This window comes from Chryseobacterium shigense, assembly GCF_900156575.1.
Lineage (GTDB): Bacteria > Bacteroidota > Bacteroidia > Flavobacteriales > Weeksellaceae > Chryseobacterium > Chryseobacterium shigense.
In genome coordinates this window covers 88,081-104,581 of the sequence record NZ_FTNY01000001.1, presented here as the reverse complement: position 1 = coordinate 104,581, position 16,501 = coordinate 88,081, and the positions used below count along the sequence as shown (strand labels likewise).

Annotated in this window: 18 protein-coding genes; 7 read left to right on the top strand and 11 right to left on the bottom strand. The window is 36.2% G+C overall.

Annotated elements, in window-relative coordinates:
• Positions 1-9: 9 nt before the first annotated feature.
• The 5 genes from BW964_RS00525 to BW964_RS00505 all read right to left on the bottom strand — a co-directional run bounded on the left by BW964_RS00525 (position 10) and on the right by BW964_RS00505 (position 3,298).
• Entirely contained in the window at positions 10-396 is a 387-nt protein-coding gene (locus tag BW964_RS00525) for a hypothetical protein (protein WP_076503869.1), read from the bottom strand.
• A 14-nt stretch (positions 397-410) separates the two neighbouring features.
• On the bottom strand, positions 411-713 hold the full coding sequence (locus BW964_RS00520) for a hypothetical protein (RefSeq protein WP_076503867.1): 303 nt from the start codon (positions 711-713) through the stop codon (positions 411-413).
• Positions 714-1,041: 328 nt separating this feature from the next.
• A complete protein-coding gene (locus tag BW964_RS00515; RefSeq protein ID WP_228432054.1) occupies positions 1,042-1,656 on the bottom strand; it encodes a Crp/Fnr family transcriptional regulator in 615 nt (204 codons plus the stop codon).
• A gap of 457 nt (positions 1,657-2,113) precedes the next feature.
• Positions 2,114-2,326, bottom strand: a complete 213-nt coding sequence (locus BW964_RS00510; protein ID WP_076503864.1) for a hypothetical protein — start codon at positions 2,324-2,326, stop codon at positions 2,114-2,116.
• An 87-nt stretch (positions 2,327-2,413) separates the two neighbouring features.
• A complete protein-coding gene (locus tag BW964_RS00505; RefSeq protein ID WP_076503863.1) occupies positions 2,414-3,298 on the bottom strand; it encodes a DMT family transporter in 885 nt (294 codons plus the stop codon).
• Between the two features lie 91 nt (positions 3,299-3,389).
• On the opposite strand from BW964_RS00505, the gene BW964_RS00500 reads away from it, so the two are divergent.
• Positions 3,390-4,802, top strand: coding sequence for an aminotransferase-like domain-containing protein (locus BW964_RS00500; protein ID WP_076503861.1), 1,413 nt, complete (start codon positions 3,390-3,392; stop codon positions 4,800-4,802).
• Between the two features lie 2 nt (positions 4,803-4,804).
• Here BW964_RS00500 and BW964_RS00495 read toward each other — a convergent pair whose 3' ends face one another.
• From BW964_RS00495 to BW964_RS00480, 4 genes are read right to left on the bottom strand one after another with little or no spacing between them, the layout of a single operon-like run.
• Positions 4,805-5,398: a Crp/Fnr family transcriptional regulator gene (locus BW964_RS00495; RefSeq protein ID WP_034730236.1), complete on the bottom strand. Its 594-nt coding sequence runs from the start codon at positions 5,396-5,398 to the stop codon at positions 4,805-4,807.
• Positions 5,398-5,775, bottom strand: a complete 378-nt coding sequence (gene ytxJ, locus BW964_RS00490) for a bacillithiol system redox-active protein YtxJ (protein ID WP_076503860.1) — start codon at positions 5,773-5,775, stop codon at positions 5,398-5,400. Before ytxJ ends, BW964_RS00495 begins: the two co-directional genes overlap by 1 nt.
• The gene (locus BW964_RS00485; RefSeq protein ID WP_228432052.1) at positions 5,772-6,233 is read right to left on the bottom strand and encodes a DUF1569 domain-containing protein; all 462 of its coding nucleotides are present in this window, start codon (positions 6,231-6,233) and stop codon (positions 5,772-5,774) included. Before BW964_RS00485 ends, ytxJ begins: the two co-directional genes overlap by 4 nt.
• A complete protein-coding gene (locus tag BW964_RS00480) occupies positions 6,227-6,763 on the bottom strand; it encodes a YfiT family bacillithiol transferase (protein ID WP_076503858.1) in 537 nt (178 codons plus the stop codon). The genes BW964_RS00485 and BW964_RS00480 overlap by 7 nt, the downstream gene beginning before the upstream one ends.
• Positions 6,764-6,869: 106 nt before the next feature.
• Between BW964_RS00480 and BW964_RS22795 the strand changes: the two genes are divergently transcribed.
• The gene (locus tag BW964_RS22795; protein WP_262484521.1) at positions 6,870-6,995 is read left to right on the top strand and encodes a hypothetical protein; all 126 of its coding nucleotides are present in this window, start codon (positions 6,870-6,872) and stop codon (positions 6,993-6,995) included.
• A 545-nt stretch (positions 6,996-7,540) separates the two neighbouring features.
• On the opposite strand, the gene BW964_RS00470 is transcribed toward BW964_RS22795, so the two are convergent.
• Positions 7,541-8,683: a DEAD/DEAH box helicase gene (locus BW964_RS00470; RefSeq protein ID WP_076503855.1), complete on the bottom strand. Its 1,143-nt coding sequence runs from the start codon at positions 8,681-8,683 to the stop codon at positions 7,541-7,543.
• A 308-nt stretch (positions 8,684-8,991) separates the two neighbouring features.
• Here BW964_RS00470 and pncA point away from each other — a divergent pair, with 308 nt between their 5' ends.
• A complete protein-coding gene (gene pncA, locus BW964_RS00465) occupies positions 8,992-9,597 on the top strand; it encodes a bifunctional nicotinamidase/pyrazinamidase (RefSeq protein ID WP_076503854.1) in 606 nt (201 codons plus the stop codon).
• 322 nt (positions 9,598-9,919) lie between these two features.
• Here pncA and BW964_RS00460 read toward each other — a convergent pair whose 3' ends face one another.
• Positions 9,920-11,104: a pseudouridine synthase gene (locus BW964_RS00460; RefSeq protein WP_228432050.1), complete on the bottom strand. Its 1,185-nt coding sequence runs from the start codon at positions 11,102-11,104 to the stop codon at positions 9,920-9,922.
• Between the two features lie 101 nt (positions 11,105-11,205).
• On the opposite strand from BW964_RS00460, the gene aroB reads away from it, so the two are divergent.
• The 4 genes from aroB (at position 11,206) to BW964_RS00440 (ending at position 15,342) form a co-directional block, all read left to right on the top strand.
• Positions 11,206-12,252: a 3-dehydroquinate synthase gene (gene aroB, locus BW964_RS00455; protein ID WP_076503852.1), complete on the top strand. Its 1,047-nt coding sequence runs from the start codon at positions 11,206-11,208 to the stop codon at positions 12,250-12,252.
• Between the two features lie 590 nt (positions 12,253-12,842).
• Positions 12,843-13,472, top strand: coding sequence for a porin family protein (locus tag BW964_RS00450; protein WP_076503851.1), 630 nt, complete (start codon positions 12,843-12,845; stop codon positions 13,470-13,472).
• A 320-nt stretch (positions 13,473-13,792) separates the two neighbouring features.
• Positions 13,793-14,476 carry a porin family protein gene (locus BW964_RS00445; protein ID WP_076503849.1) on the top strand — a complete coding sequence of 228 codons (684 nt, stop codon included), beginning with the start codon at positions 13,793-13,795 and terminating at the stop codon, positions 14,474-14,476.
• A gap of 179 nt (positions 14,477-14,655) precedes the next feature.
• Positions 14,656-15,342 (top strand): porin family protein, encoded by a 687-nt coding sequence (locus tag BW964_RS00440; protein ID WP_076503848.1) that lies wholly within the window; start codon positions 14,656-14,658, stop codon positions 15,340-15,342.
• Positions 15,343-16,501: the final 1,159 nt, after the last annotated feature.

Below are 16,501 nucleotides of genomic sequence, written 5' to 3'. Positions count from 1 at the left end.
ATACACGGATTATTCCGGGTTTGTCCTGTCTTTTTCCAAAGTGTTTAAAAGTTTATTGAGGTATTCTTCTTCTTTTAATACTTTGTAATACGCTGTTTTGGCATATAAAGTAAAAGAAGAATTTTCTATTTTTATTTCTGCATCCCTATGAGACGGAAAATTTGTTTTTTCGCCATGATACTCGCGGATGTTCAAAATATAATCTTTGATATAAGTGTCGATCACATTTTTAAGAATATCACATCGAGCGTTGTTTTTTATCTTTTCCAATGACTTGATCAGAAAAGCAGTCACTCCGTATGAATTGATAACACTTGGAAATAAAGATTCATTCTCTATCATATTGTTTTTATCATTCAATCCGGAATATTTTAAAGTGTCGTTTTCAAATATCATAGTCTCAAGGGTTATTAGTTATCGGAAATTTTTAAATATTTCTCAAAATAATGAAGATCTTCTTTGTCCTTGATGGAGAGATAGAACATGACCTGTTCCGGTTCTTTCACTCCGATGCTGCTAAAACTGTCAAAATGAGCAATCAGGGCCTGAATATTTTCAATCTCGATGTCTTTTAGTATCACAAATAATAAAAAGATATTATCCTTTATTTCTTTGGCATAAACAGCTGCTCCTTCTTCAAACCAGTGTCCTTTATTGGATACTCTGATGAAGTCTTTATGCTTCAGAGTTTTCACTATTTTCTGACAATCCATATTTCTGAGTAATCATGGTTGATATACTTCCGGCAGGATGAACAGTGGGTATCATACAGCAGGAAACGATTTTTCTCATTTCAATATCGATATCTCAGAATTGCGGTTGCGGTAACCTCCAGTATGTTCAACTGTTTTTTTATGAGTGAATATGGAGTGATGTATTGCAACCCGCCTACGGGTGGAAATCTGATAGCCCAATCCTGAAAGCCGAAAGCTTCCATGCCGCCCGTACTAGGGTCTTAAGAAATATATTGAAATTTTGATCTCTCAAATGTACGTCAGAATAATTCACTTTTTTATGACCTGAATCATATTCGATCTGACATCAATAGACAATTTTCCGGTTTTCTATTTTTACGTTTCCTTCTTTCTCCATTTTTTTCAGTGCTCTGATGACCGTTTCTACACGAAGCCCCACCAGATTGGCGATCTGCTGCCTCGTGAGGCCTACCTGAAAACAACTTCCACAGCTGTCATCATGATAACTTTTAAGATAATCCAAAAGCCCTTTAAGTCTTGAAGCGGGATTTAAAGAGGCCATACTCTGAAGCATAATCGCTTTAAAATACAATCTTTGAGAAAGACAGGCATTCATTTCCAAAGATAAATGAGGGTGTATTTTAATCAGTTCAATAAACCGATCCTTAGGCACTCTGATAATTTCTGATGCTTCTATACACACTGCATTGGTTGGATAGAATTTATCTAAAAAAAGCATTGAATCTCCAAAGCTTTGTTTTCCTCCAAAAATATTATGTATAAATTCTTTTCCTTCATCACCATAATTATTAAGCTTCACCTTTCCTTCCCTGATCTGGAAATAATAGAGCGCATGGTCTCCTTCTCTGTAAACGAGTTCACCTTTCTTGTATTTTTTGATGTCTCCTCCGGATGAATATAACAGCTCATCGTCAATATTCATGCAGCTTATTGTTTTCATAAGTATCTCTTTAAAATATGTTCAATAAAAAATAGTGAAATTTTATTACTGAAACCGCTTTTTTACCATATCCTATTTTTATTTTTAATTATTGTAGGATATGGTTCTGCTTCATGGTTCATTAATTTAAGTTATGATTGATAATACCCCTACTATTTTCTTTAGCATTCAATATCTTTCTTTGTAAAACCTTATATTTTTTGAACCTGTTTCTAATTTACCCTATGCAAATACTGAACCTTAATGATGAGACTAAATGTTAAATAAAGTTAAAATAATTACCAGAATACACTATAATTAAATTATAAGGTAAATATTGAATACAAAAACAGTCAATAATTTAAAACATTGATAAATTCGGATTTAATACACGAGAAATCTTTCCTTACAAACATCTGAAGGATAGCAAAACCCGCTTTAACGAAAAAGCGGGTTGATCAATCTATAACGGGAGAAACTACTTTTTGATGACCTTCGCTGTGTCCATTTTTTTTGCCGGTGAAGTGTTTGCGTTATGCATCGTATCAGCTGGCATCGGAGCGGCAAGCGAGTCTGCAGGCATCGTATCGATGATGACACTGTCTGATTTTGTGATGGTTTCTACTTTAGTTTCCTTTTTGCAGCTTAACACAGTTAAGCCTAAAAGCATGAGTAAAATGGTCAATTTCATAATTGTTATATTTTGTAATGTGCTTCCAAATATAATCCAATTACAAAACGATATTTTATGATCATGATCATAATCATTTACTTTTGATTATTTTGCGAATTTTTTGGTTCCTGCTACACACAAAATCACTCCTACAGTAACCCCCAGCATGCCTATACTTACCTGCTCATGAAGGAAATACGCAGCCAGACCCAATCCGAAAAAAGGCTGCAATAACTGCAATTGTCCTACTGTAGCAATCCCTCCCTGCGCCAAACCTTTATACCAAAATATAAATCCTATGAACATACTGAAAAGAGAAATATAAGCCATGCCAAACCAACCCTGAAAACTAACGGTCTCAATGTGGGCCGGAAAGTAAATAAAAAACAGAGGAACCATAATGGGCAATGCCAATACCAGAGCCCAGGAAATCACCTGCCAGCCGCCTAATGTTTTTGAAAGTTTTGCCCCTTCAGCATATCCCATTCCGCATAAAATAACAGCAAGCAGCATCAGAATATCGCCGACAGGGGAAGCCGAAATCCCCTGTGAAATAGCGTACCCCACTACCAAAAGACTTCCTATAATAGAAAAAAACCAAAATATGGGATGGGGCCTTTCTCCTCCGCGGAAAACGCCGAAGACTGCAGTGGCCAAAGGAAGCATTCCTAAAAACACAATGGAATGGGCAGAAGTCAGATACTGAAGCGCCAATGCGGAAAGAAGCGGAAAACCAATGACGCAGCCTATAGAAACCAGGAGCAAGGGAAATATTTGTTTCTTTTCAGGGCGTTTTTCCTTATAGATCAGCAACACAGAAAGGGCCAGTAATCCTGCAATAGCTGCACGGGCAATAGTCACAAAGATCGGGCTCATTTCCATAACAGCTAATTTAGTAGCCGGCATTGATCCGCTGAACAGCAGTACCCCTATAAAGCCGTTAATCCAGCCGCTTACACTTTCGTCTTTTGATATTTTATCAGTCACCATTTTACTATTTTTTTATAAGTCAAAATTATAAAGCTGAAATGAATAAACACAGTCTCAGTTTTGTATATTTGCATGAGCACAGTTAGAAAAAATGAGCAAAGAATTTATCTATACAGAAATTGCAGACGGAATTGCTTCACAGATCAGAAATGGCGTCCTGAAGCCGGGAGATAAGCTTCCTTCCGTGAGAATGATGTGTCAGGAGCATCGGGTGAGTATGAATACAGCAAAGCGTGTATTTCTGGAACTTGAATCCCAGTCATTAGTAGAATCCAAACCGCAGTCCGGTTATTTTGTCAGCAGGCTGATGTCTGTCAAGCTGCCACTTCCTGAAGTAAGCCGCCCTTCACTGATGGCCAATAATGATGAACCGGACGAATTGATCAGCCGGGTATATGAAAATATGGGTAAAAAAGGAATCACTTTCTTCTCTATCGGAATTCCTTCCGGAGATCTTCTTCCGCAGGCCAAATTAAAAAAAGAAATCATCCAAGCCACCCGTGAATTAAAAGATGGCGGAACGGAATATGAGGAACTTCATGGAAATTTAAAACTTCGGAGAATGATTGCCGTACGTTCCCTGCAATGGGGCGGAAATCTTAATGAAAATGATCTGGTTACTACGAATGGAGGAATGAATGCCTTATCCTTCTGTCTTATGGCTCTGGGAAAGCCCGGGGATACTATAGCCATCGAAAGTCCTTGCTATCCTGGTATTCTACAGCTGGCCAATGGGTTGGGTTTAAATGTTCTTGAACTTCCCACGCACCCAACGACAGGTATTGAAATAGAAGCTTTGCGAAAGGTAATTCCACAGATTAACCTGTGTTTACTTATTCCTAATTTCAATTCACCCTTAGGAAGCTGTATGCCGGACGACCATAAAAAAGAAATCGTACAACTTCTGTCTGAACATCATATTCCACTCATTGAAGATGATGTTTACGGAGATCTTTACTTTGGGTCCAGCCGGCCGAAATGCTGTAAATCTTTTGATGAGGACGGAAATGTTCTGTATTGCAGCTCTATCTCAAAAACGCTGGCTCCGGGCTATCGCGTAGGATGGATTGCACCCGGAAAATACAAAAAAAAGATTATGAAGCTGAAACTGCTTCATTCTACTTCATCTATTTCTATTGTGAACGAAGCCGTGGCCAACTTTTTGAAATCCGGCAGATACGAAAAACATCTCCAGCAAATGAGAAGGGCGCTTCAGAATAATTATCAGAACTATGTACAGACCATCGCCGATTACTTTCCGGAAGGCACAAAAATCAGCCGCCCACAGGGTGGACTCTCCCTCTGGATAGAATTTGACAAAAAGATCCGAACCACTGAACTGTATGATCTGGCGATAAAACAGAACATCAGTATCGCTCCCGGCAGGATGTTTACCTTACAGGATCAGTTTGAAAACTGTATGCGTCTCTGTATCGGGCTTCCATGGACGGAAGAGACCAGATTATGCTTGCAGCAGGTCGGAAATCTTGCAAAAAAATTGTGATATTATTTATCCGGGACGAAGTTTTTTCTGGCCAGTTCTTTTCTTACCCTGCTCAGACTCTCAGGCGTGATTCCCAAGTAAGAAGCAATCATCCATTGGGGAACTCTCAAAAGAAGGTCCGGATACATTTTGATAAACTTCATGTATCGCTCTTCTGCGGTTTCGCCCAGTAGTGAATTGATTCTGTTCTGAAGGCTTCTGATATGCTTCTGCAGCAAAAAATCGCTTCTTTCGATGCTGTTGGGAAACTGTTCTACCAGTTTGTTGAAGAAATCGGGATGCAGAAACAGAACTTCCGTATCTTCCACCGCTTCTATATAGTAAATGGATTTCTCGTTAAAATAAAGACTGCTTCGGTCAGAAATCAGCCAGCTTTCCGGGGCGAACTGTATGATGTGCTCTTTTCCATTTTTGTCGATGGAATACATCTTCAACAATCCTTTTTCCACAAAGAATATATGCCTGCATATTTCACCATATTGTAAAAGAAACTGATTTTTAGGTATTTTCTTTACTTCATAGTGTAAACTGCACATGTTCACCTTTTCTATAGGAACATTGAGTACTTTAGCTAGATATGTGTTAATATTCTTCATTATATAACCTGGCTTATGGATATATCTTCATGTGAAGAACTGTCAACCACCTTTCCATCTTCTATGATGATCAACTGCGGGCTTTCATGCCTGATTCCAAGATCTTCTGCAATCTTATTGGAGATCAGTCTATGTTCCAGCAAATCTAGGTAATATAAATCAGGTTTATGATCTAAACTATCTATCTCTCTTTCAAAGTTTTTCAATACTGTGCTGCTGATGAAGCAACGAGTTGAATGCTTGAAAATAGCAATTTTATGGTGATAGGAAGCTTCTATTGCCTTCGCCAGATCTTCCGAAGACTCTATTTTTTTCCAGAAAGATTTACGTTCAGGGGCTTCTTCTTTTCCTCCAAATATTTTATCAAAAAAACTCATACATTAAATTGTTTTAAATGATGATCAAGATGTTTGTATTCTAAAAATCCCCAGTCTTTTTCAGTCATTGTGCCGAATAATCTGTGATGATCCGGAAGTGCTTTGTTTTCAGACGTTTTCCGGAAATCTTTCATTGTATTCAGCAGATTGGTTTTTGATTCATCAAAATCACATTCAAAATTAACGATTAGTTTTTGAAAAGTGGGCATGTTTCGGGGAATTCCGTTATTAAAGATCTGCATTTCTATTTTGGTTGCTGCTCCTACTGCCTTGAAAAAGATGTTGATTTCGGGAAGTTCAATCTTCCCCAACGCTACCTTAAGGACGAGTTCACAGTGCTTTAACATCTGGGAAGCATTCATTTCCCCCCATTTCTGGGGAGTATTTTCGTCAAGCAATGAAATTCTCCGGACAATTTCTTCAAAATAAACTGGATCATGCAGACTCTTTTTTACCACCCTTTTTCTTTCTTGAGGTTTTCAATATGAGCAAAATGATGGTTGCAATGCCAAACATACAGCGCAAGATAATTTCGAAGATCATAATCCTGGTTTTGTTCAGGATGATGAAAAGTTCTTTCAAATTGTTTATTCGTGAGTGTTTTAAGTAAAGCGGTCCATCTTTGATGTGTTCCTTTGATCATTCTCATGGCAGGTTTTATTGGCATATTAACGCTATCCTGAAGTTCTGCCCATTTCGCTTCATCATAAGGTCGGATCGTTGGGTTATCTTCCGTTAAGGCTAGTTTTAAACGAATAAAACTGTTGATATGACTGTCTGCTATATGGTTGACAAGCTGTCGTACCGTCCAGCCTCCTTCTCTGTAAGGGGTATCCAGCTGATCATCAGAAAGGTCTTCTATTAAATTTTTAAGATTTTCAGGGAAATTTTTGATGACTTTAATATATTCATCAAGTTTGATATCGCAGATGTTCTCAGGCTGTTGGTACTCGCCTATCGGAAACCTTTTCTGGTCTAAGTTGCTCATTTTGTTAATTTTAATTTTAAAGTCTCAGTTTTTGTCCGGTCAATAGTTTAGGGACGTTGTTTAGATTGCAATTTTTGTAAATTTATCAAAAATCCAAGAATCTAAAATGAAAAAAGCGTTAATTGTATTTATTACGGATCAATTCAAAACTTGGTGGCTAGGTAAAAAGTGGATTAGTCTCAAAACTTTAGTAGCAGATGTTCCGATTTGTTTTGCTAACAAAAAAAAATAAACATTAAGAAATTAAGATCTTAAAGGATGGTGGAGCTTAAAGAACTTAAAAAAAACAATTTATTGGTTTCTTCATTCATAACAATAAGCGCATTCCTTAAATCCTTAATGTTGAAATTAAAAAATAAACTAAAGTTTATTGAGGTTAAGAAAATTAAGATCAATTTCAAACAGAATCTTATAGTTTATTCCAAAATCTTGAAACTGAGCCTTCGGATGATACGATTTGTTTTGCTAACAAAAAAAACATAAACATTAAGAAATTAAGATCTTAAAGGATGGTGGGGGCTTAAAGAACTAAAAAAATCAATTTATTGGTTTCTTCATTCATAACAATAAGCGCATTTCTTAAATCCTTAATGTTGAAATTAAAAAATAAACTAAAGTTTATTGAGGTTAAGAAAATCAAGATCAATTTCAAACAGAATCTTATAGTTTAATCCTAAATTTTGAAACTGAGCCTTCATTACATGGAAAGCGGAAGAATTTACTAATAAAAAAGCTCCAATTCTATTAAAATTGAAGCTTATTATTTAAATCGCCGTGCTAGTAACCGTGCAAATCGATGCCCTCGGTTCTTTGTAACGTTATTTTCTTACCCATCTTCTTTTGAATCACCCTGAAATGTTGCAGTTCATCATCCGTTAGAATATTGATGGCAGTCCCTTTTTCGTTGGCACGACCGGTTCTACCGATCCGGTGAATGTAGTCTAAAGGAGAACGTGGCAATTCATAATTAATGACACAAGGTAAGGACTCAATGTGAATACCACGGCCAATTAAGTCTGTAGCGACTAAAATCTGAGCGCCGTTAACTTTAAATTCTTCCAGGTTATTTCTACGGGCACCCTGCGATTTCTGGCTGTGAATAGCGACTGCTTTAATTTTATTTTTTTTAAGTTTCTCCACTAAATGATCTGCTGATCTCGTAGACGAAACAAAGATTAATGCTTTTTCAACCTTTTTCTCTTTAATCAAATATCGTAAAAAAGGTCCTTTATTTTCAGGGGAAACATGATACGCTAATTGCTCTATGTTATCAATTTCAACTTCCTCTTTTTTGATTTCAATCATGACAGGATCAATGGATAAACGTTCCTTCATTTCAGAAACTTTATCATTTAAAGTTGCAGAAAATAAAGTCGTTTGCTTGATGACAGGCATCTGAGCAAAAAGCTTGTTCATTTCCTCACCAAAACCAAGCTGAAACATTTTATCCGCTTCATCGATTACCAAATGCTGAATCCCTGAAATACTCAATGCATTATGATCAATCAAATCCAATAAACGACCCGGTGTTGCGATGAGCACTTCTACCCCAAACATTCCTTTCATCTGCGGATTGATAGAAACCCCGCCATAAACCGACATTGTACGGATCTCACGCTTCAGGTTTTCTGTGAAAGCTCTGAAAACCTCATCAATCTGAATCGCTAATTCACGGGTAGGCACCAATATTAAAACCTGAACATTACGATCTTTTTTAACGTCTGCATTTTGCAGTTTTTCTAAAATAGGCATAACGAAACAAGCCGTTTTTCCGGAACCTGTTTGAGCAATTCCCATCAAATCTTTTCCCTGCAAAATAACAGGAATAGCCTGCTCTTGAATGGGAAATGGCTTCAAATACCCTAATTTGTTGACAGAATGAATAATATTGTGTGATAATCCTAACGACTCAAATGACATAAAATACTTATTTACGGCAAAGATAAGCTATTGATATTTGGTTTAAACCTGAAATGGATAAGGACTGCAATTATTTTACTTGTAATGCATCATCAATTCTAATAAACAACTTCCATTTTAGAACCATTTACCTACTTTGGCAAGTATCACAGATATTTTTATACGACGGAAAGTGAATGACAGGAAATTCCATCAGAGCTAAGTTACTCATTGAATTTGTTTTAAAATTTTATATTGCCGATTTGTCCGATAATTCAATTTTGGATAATTTTTTGAGTAATTTTATCTAAAATTCGAGAAATCTTAATATGAAAAAAGCGTTAATAATCGTAGATGTACAGAATGATTTCTGTGAAGGCGGCGCATTGGCAGTTCCGGGAGCAAATGAAGTGATTCCTTATATCAATCTTTTGATGGAGGAAAATGAATATGACCAGATCGTTCTCACACAAGACTGGCACCCTGCCGATCACAAAAGTTTTGCCAGCAATAATAACAGGAAAGTAGGTGAAAGCATTATTCTGAATGGTGTTCCACAGTTTATGTGGCCGGATCATTGTATCCAGGGAACTTTCGGAGCTGAATTCCATAAAGATCTGAATAGAGATAAAGTTACCCATATTATCCAAAAAGGAAAAAATACTGAAATAGACAGTTATAGTGGTTTTCAGGACAATAATCACTTTATGAAAACGGGATTGGATGATTTCTTAAAATATCACGACATCCAGTTACTTGAAATCGTAGGTCTTGCGATGGATTACTGTGTGAAATTTACCTGTACGGATGCTGTCGCCAATGGTTATGTTACGTGCCTGCATTTCAACGGAACAAGAGCTGTGAATGTGAAACCGGATAATGGCAGAGATGCAATTTATGATATGCTACAAAAGGGGATTACCGTTTTAGGATAAGATTTTTATCATCCTTTCACTCATCGACTTTAAAAAGATTAAAAGACGTGGAAATTTATTTTTTGCGTCTTTTTTTGGTTAATATATAATTGCTTAATTTTTAACTACCCCGTCTTTTTGCTTTGCAAAAATCCACCCCTTCATGGAAGGGGAATTGGGGAGCGACAAGAGATTATACCTGCAGGCAAGTTTGATTACAAACAAAAACTGCGCAGAAATAAAATTTCTGCGCAGTTTTTTTAATACTTATCATTCTCTTTAATGATGAAAATTGCTGTGAGATACTGCCAAAAAATGAAGCCGCATCGCGCAACCCACTTTATTAAAGCATTTTAAGATTATTAACTTCTAGTTCTGTAAGGATTCTCCAGTGTCCACGTTTGATATTCTTCTTTGTCAATCCGGCAAACATCACTCTGTCTAAAGTTTCCACTTCGTATCCAAGTCTTTGGAAAATTCTTCTGATCACACGGTTCCATCCACTATGAATTTCAATTCCGATTTCATTTTTCGGTTTTCCTTCAATGTATGAAATCTGATCTACGATTGCTATTCCTTCATCCAGACGGATACCTTCCACAATCAGTTTCATGTCTTCCTGGCTCAGTTTTTTGTCCAAAGTCACATGATAGATTTTTTTAGCATCAAAAGAAGGATGCGTCAGTTTTTTTGTCATGTGTCCGTCATTCGTTAAAAGAATAACTCCGGTTGTAGAACGGTCCAGTCTGCCCACAGGGAAAAGACGGTACGGTGATGCATTGGCCACAAGATCCATTACGGTTTTTCTGGCTTTGTCATCTTTAGTGGTAGAAATATATCCTTTTGGTTTATTTAAAAGCACATATACCGGTTTTTCAGGGGTAATACCCTGCCCGTCAAAAACTACTTTATCGGTTTTCTGAACCTGATAGCCCATTTCATTCACCACTACTCCGTTTACTTCTACCAGCCCCTGCGTGATCAGTTCGTCTGCTTCTCTTCTGCTGCAGATTCCTGAGTTGGCGATATACTTATTAAGACGGATGGTGTCTTTATGAACATCTTTTTCAATCTTGTTTAACCTTCTTTTCTGTACAAAAGATCTTGCCTTGTCTTCATTTTTGTCATCTCCACTGGATGGTCTTCTTCCATATTTCAGGCTGCCTCTTTCATACTTGTCTCTGGTATCAAAATTCTTTCCACCTCTTTTTGCAGCTGGTTTACCGAAAGTCTTTCTTTCACGTCCTTCACTTGAATTGGTGATGTAAGATCTGCTCTCGGTTTTTGACCCGCTTTCTTCATCTCTGCTGTTAGAACTTTCTTCACTTCTTTTGAAAGGTTTGGGTTCAAACTTTGAATTGCTGCCTTTTGGGTCGAAATTTCTTTCGCCAGCTTTAGGAAAAGGTTTCTTAAAAGGTTTTGATCCTGAAGAATTTCCAGATCTAGAAGCACGAGAATCATCAGAATTTTTTCTTGTTGAAATTCTTGGTCTTTTGGGTCTTTCTGAATTATTGTTATCTCTGCTCATTCTAAAAATTTCTGCAAAGATAGTAATTTAGTTACGAGTTAGAAATTAAGAATCATAACTTTGCAGAATAGTTTTATTTTAATTTTAAAGAAACCCCAAAAATGATAACAATATTAAACGATGATTTTTCTCAATTAAATACCTTTCTGCACGAAAAATCTTTCAGTAAGATCTTTATTTTAGTTGATGAAAACACCCACGAATATTGTCTTCCGGTTCTTTTAGGTAACATGGAAACAGACTTAGGCTTTGAAATTTTAGAGATCGAAGCGGGTGAAGAAATGAAAAACATCCAGACCGCCAACCAGCTTTGGGAAATCCTCACAGAAATGCAGGCTGACAGAAAAGCACTGGTCATCAATCTTGGTGGCGGTGTGATTACCGATATGGGCGGTTTTATTTCATCTACTTATAAGCGTGGAGTTCAGTTCATCAATATTCCTACGACCCTTTTATCGATGTGTGATGCGTCTATTGGTGGGAAAACCGGGATTGATTTAATGAATTATAAAAATATGGTGGGCACTTTTGCCTTCCCGGAACAGATCTTTATCTATCCTAAATTTTTAGAAACCCTTCCGTTTAAGGAATTGCGCAGTGGTTTTGCAGAAATGCTGAAACATGGCCTTATTGCAGACAAAGCGCATTGGGAAAGCCTTATTCAGATTCATAAACTGGATGCAGAAACGATAGTTCCGCACATTCAGACTTCAATGGATATCAAGCAGCATGTGGTGGAAAAAGATTTTCATGAAAAAGATATCAGAAAGACTCTGAATTTTGGACATACGATAGGGCATTCGGTGGAAAGTCTTTGCCTAAGCCAGGGAAATCCTATTCTTCACGGTGAAGCCGTGGCCATGGGAATGATCTGTGAAGCTCATCTGGCTTACCTTGAAGGTCTTATCACGCAACAGGATGCGGAAACTATCGTTGAAAATCTTCAGAGATACTATCCTTATCTTGATATAAGCGACTTTACGGACGAAAGTATCACAGCACTTTTGCTGAACGATAAAAAGAATACCAACAGCAAGATCAATTTTTCCCTGCTTTCTGGAATCGGCTCATGTACTTATGACCACCAGTGCAGTCAGGAAAACATTCTTAAATCTTTAGCGTTTTACAGAAAACTCAATGATTTATAATCCGAATTGTACCATAGAAACAATACTATAAAGTTGTTCCCGGAACAGGTTAATATTTTGTCCGTCTGTTCCTGGAAAGCTTTTAATGATCAATATTACGATTCATTTTTCTTTTGAAGAGCACATTAAATAGTTGTACGCTCTGTTCCGTTCTTTATTTCCTTTAAATATAATTATTGAAGTCGTCTGTATATATATAAACAGCTATAGTCTTTAGCAGGCCACACAATAGTATATCAGTTGTATTCCAATTTTTTCTATAATAGGCTATTTATGCGAAATTATATACCGAAAAACAGCATCGTACAAGATTATTTTAAGATGTATTGCCTATAATTCATTGTGCTTTTGGGAAAGCCATAATTTATATCGTTTCTAAACAATCGTTTAACTTAAACTATAAATTATTAAAAATCAATAACTTAATTTCAATTGTATATTATTTTCTTAAAACCACAAACCTGACTTTTGTCATATAAACCGTTTTTGGCAAGCAATTTGAAAGATACTCAGCGTCAGACTCAGTAGTAAGGTTTGACAGTAGTAAAATTTAGAATTAAGAATAGTAAAATATTAAAAAAATTAAAGTTATGAAAAAGTTAATTTTAGGATTAGCAGTAACTGCAAGTTCACTAGCATTCGCTCAGCAGACTCCAACCTCTTCTTCTAACCCAGTAACATTTGGTGTGAAAGGTGGAATGAACGTATCTTCTCTTTCTAAAGACGAAGGTTTAGATGATCAGAAATCTAAAATTGGTTTCAACGCAGGTGTATTTGCCAACATTCCAATTGCAGAATCATTCAGTGTTCAGCCAGAGGTTTTATACTCTCAGTATGGTGAAAAGTCAGAGTACACTTTGTTAGGGAATAAGTATTCTGCTTCAACTAAATTAGATTACATCGCAGTACCGGTAATGTTCCAGTACAACCTGATCCCTAATCTTTTTGTAGAAGCTGGTCCAGAATTTGGATTTTTAGTAAGTGCTAAAAACAAGTTTAAAAACGAAAGTAACGGAAACTCTACTACCTCTGATAATTACAAAGACCAATTACAAACATTCAACTTTGGTATCGGTCTTGGTGCAGGGTACTACTTTACTCCTAACTTAGGGATTACAGCAAGATATGTGGCTGGGGTAACTGATATTTTCAAAGATAATTCTGGTGATGCAGTTAGAAACAATACATTCCAGGTAGGATTAGCTTATAAATTCAAATAATAAGCTTCAATATTCAGAAAACAAATTTTATATTTAATAGAAAGCCGGATTATTCATTTAATTCGGTTTTTTTTATGATGTCATCTTAATTCAGCATTTTTGGCAAGAAGTTTGCCTATATAGATGAGTTGGAAAGCATGATATTATTATCACTTGTTATCTCACAAAAGTTTCTTCATATACAAATTGATTTCAATAGAGAGGGTCAGGTTTATTAGTTAAGCCTGACCTTTTCGCCTTCCCGACATGATTTTTATCATTTTACTCCCTTTGGCGGGAATTTTGCTGCCGTGTTGGGAAATAAGTAAAACTTTATAATCATGAAAAAACTAATTTTAGGATTAGCATTCGCAGGGAGCTTTTTAGTCAATGCCCAGGAAAAAACTAAATCTTCATCTCCTATTACTTTTGGGGTAAAAGCAGGATTCAACGCTTCGACTCTTAGCAAAGTGGATCAGTATGACAACGATCAAAAACTTAAACCAGGTTTTAACGCAGGGGTATTCGTTACTATTCCGGTAGCAGAAAAATTCAGCATTCAGCCGGAACTTCTTTTTAGCCAATTGGGTTCAAAAACTGAAGAAAGAGAACAATATTATGTGAATGCTGATCGATATAGAAGAGAAGTGGATTACAAAAAAACATTAAACTACCTTACCATTCCTGTAATGGTACAGTATAATATTCTGCCTCAACTTTATGTAGAAGCAGGACCTGAGTTCGGATTTCTTTTAGGAGGAAAAGACAAGGGTGATATTACTGTTACCCAGACTTCAGGGAATACTACAACCACTCAGACCACAACATTCTCAGAAAAAATCGTTAAAGATCTTCACAATACATTCAATTTTGGAATTGGTATTGGAGCGGGATATTACTTTACTCAGAGTTTTGGAGTAACAGCAAGGTTTACGGCAGGTATCACAGATATTTATAAGTATAACAGTGCTGATGCTATTAGAAATAATGCTTTCCAGGTGGGTGTAGCTTACAAATTCAAATAATCACTATTGATATCATAAAATGCTGAAGTTTTATTTAATTCAGTGTTGATAAAAGATTACAGAAGGTCAGGTTTAATTATTTAAGCCTGGTCTTTTGATTTATAACAAGACTTTTTTAATTTACTCACTTTGATGAGAATTTCACCAAAGGCTGAGAAAATAATTTAACCTTTACAATCATGAAAAAACTAATTCTAGGTATAGCAATCGCAGGAAGTTTTATGGCTAATGCCCAGGAAAAAACAGAAGCTCAATCAAAATCTCCCATTACTTTTGGAGTAAAAGGAGGAATGAATATCTCTTCTCTTACCGATGGAAGTGAAGAGGGGTATTCCAATTATGAGCGAAAGGCAAAAATAGGTTTTAATGCAGGCGTTTTCGCCAACATTCCGGTTTCGGGTAAGTTTAGTATTCAGCCGGAGCTCTTGTATAACGGGCTGGGATCAAAAATAGAGAGCAGCATCTTTTTTGATATTCCTGCAGCCAGAATGAATGGTAAGGAAACCTTATCGTTGAGCTACCTTTCAATCCCATTGATGCTTCAGTACAATTTACTACCTGATTTGTATGTAGAGGCGGGCCCGGAATTCGGATTTCTGCTGGGAGGAAGATCTAAAAATGAAATGACCCAAACCAACAATCTGGATGGAAGCAGCAGCACACGGAGCTATTCCGGCAAAATCGCCATGTATATGTTTAATAAATTTAATTTTGGAATTGGGCTGGGTGCCGGATATTATTTCACTCAAAATCTTGCCGTTACAGCAAGATTTACAGCAGGAATTACAGAGGTCTACAAGCTTAACAGCGGTGATACGGTTAGAAATAATTCACTTCAGATGGGCTTAGCGTATAAATTTAAATAGAGATATATTATTTTCAAGTTAATGTCGGATCTTTTCAGAGTTCCGGCATTTTTATAGACATTAAATCGGACATGGTATTATGGAGTATGATGCTTATCTGGCTTTTTGTTATCAGGACAGTTAACAGAAAATATGATTTTACCTCTAATGTGAAAAAGTCTTTTTTTATCAGTATATTAACTCATTTAATTGGTAAAAGTCATTATCCTGAAATAGAAGCGTTATTTGCTTACGTTGGGACTGGACACAATTATGAGTTTAACAATGATTTACGCCATCTTCAATGGTGTTCTTATAAGCAAGTGTTAATTAAGTAGAATGATTTTAAAATAAATACGATGCTTTTTGCCCAACTTCATATAAAAATAAAGACTATCCTCATTATGCAAAGTATAGGAATGCTAAGTGGCATGACTACGCATCTAATTTGGATCATTAATAATGGATTTTTGTCTGAAAACTATAATGCTCCGTTTTTTACCAGACTTTTTTGGGATAGTTTGACTTTTATTGATCCCATTGCTGCAATCTTATTAATCATCAAGCCCAAAACTGGAATTTGGTTGACTTTCGTCATTATTATAATTGATGTCTCTCACAATTTTATATTATGTTTTAGAAGTATAACTCCGAATTCTAATTATTTCTCTTACTGGATTACCGGCAACTGGATGCTTATGTGTCAGATTTTTTTTCTTTTATTTGTGTCTGTTACCTTTAAAAGTAATTTAAAAGAAGTGAAAATCAGATCTGCAGAGTTTTAACACTATAAAGTATCTGGGATTGTTATGTTTCTTTGAGAGGTCGCCTAACGCTGAGCTGCAGTTCCCCTCAACCATTGAGAAATTTTAGAATGCTGACACATAATGAACGTGCTCTATTCTGGATTTAAAAATTGCGACTTCAATTAAAAAATTGGGTTAAATTTCTTGTTGGAAAACGCAAAGGGTCGCAAAGAAATTCGAAAATATGTTTGCGCCTTCAATATGACATCCATGTGCATCGCTTGCTCTTTCTATTTTACTCTTGAAGAAAATAAAAGCTTAGACATCTTCATCAATTATCTTATCTCTTTTTGTCTAATTTTTTTCCGGTTTTACACTATATTAAATCATCAACATAAATGCGTTTTAGCCTAAAATCCCAATAAAAATATTGA

Bases quoted from the DNA above. Each gene is read 5' to 3' on its own strand.
- BW964_RS00525 (WP_076503869.1), bottom strand. From the start codon at position 396: ATGATATTTGAAAACGACACTTTAAAATATTCCGGATTGAATGATAAA.
- BW964_RS00520 (WP_076503867.1), bottom strand. From the start codon at position 713: ATGGATTGTCAGAAAATAGTGAAAACTCTGAAGCATAAAGACTTCATC.
- BW964_RS00515 (WP_228432054.1), bottom strand. From the start codon at position 1,656: ATGAAAACAATAAGCTGCATGAATATTGACGATGAGCTGTTATATTCA.
- BW964_RS00510 (WP_076503864.1), bottom strand. From the start codon at position 2,326: ATGAAATTGACCATTTTACTCATGCTTTTAGGCTTAACTGTGTTAAGC.
- BW964_RS00505 (WP_076503863.1), bottom strand. From the start codon at position 3,298: ATGGTGACTGATAAAATATCAAAAGACGAAAGTGTAAGCGGCTGGATT.
- BW964_RS00500 (WP_076503861.1), top strand. From the start codon at position 3,390: ATGAGCAAAGAATTTATCTATACAGAAATTGCAGACGGAATTGCTTCA.
- BW964_RS00495 (WP_034730236.1), bottom strand. From the start codon at position 5,398: ATGAAGAATATTAACACATATCTAGCTAAAGTACTCAATGTTCCTATA.
- ytxJ (WP_076503860.1), bottom strand. From the start codon at position 5,775: ATGAGTTTTTTTGATAAAATATTTGGAGGAAAAGAAGAAGCCCCTGAA.
- BW964_RS00480 (WP_076503858.1), bottom strand. From the start codon at position 6,763: ATGAGCAACTTAGACCAGAAAAGGTTTCCGATAGGCGAGTACCAACAG.
- BW964_RS22795 (WP_262484521.1), top strand. From the start codon at position 6,870: ATGAAAAAAGCGTTAATTGTATTTATTACGGATCAATTCAAAACTTGG.
- BW964_RS00470 (WP_076503855.1), bottom strand. From the start codon at position 8,683: ATGTCATTTGAGTCGTTAGGATTATCACACAATATTATTCATTCTGTC.
- pncA (WP_076503854.1), top strand. From the start codon at position 8,992: ATGAAAAAAGCGTTAATAATCGTAGATGTACAGAATGATTTCTGTGAA.
- BW964_RS00460 (WP_228432050.1), bottom strand. From the start codon at position 11,104: ATGAGCAGAGATAACAATAATTCAGAAAGACCCAAAAGACCAAGAATT.
- aroB (WP_076503852.1), top strand. From the start codon at position 11,206: ATGATAACAATATTAAACGATGATTTTTCTCAATTAAATACCTTTCTG.
- BW964_RS00450 (WP_076503851.1), top strand. From the start codon at position 12,843: ATGAAAAAGTTAATTTTAGGATTAGCAGTAACTGCAAGTTCACTAGCA.
- BW964_RS00445 (WP_076503849.1), top strand. From the start codon at position 13,793: ATGAAAAAACTAATTTTAGGATTAGCATTCGCAGGGAGCTTTTTAGTC.
- BW964_RS00440 (WP_076503848.1), top strand. From the start codon at position 14,656: ATGAAAAAACTAATTCTAGGTATAGCAATCGCAGGAAGTTTTATGGCT.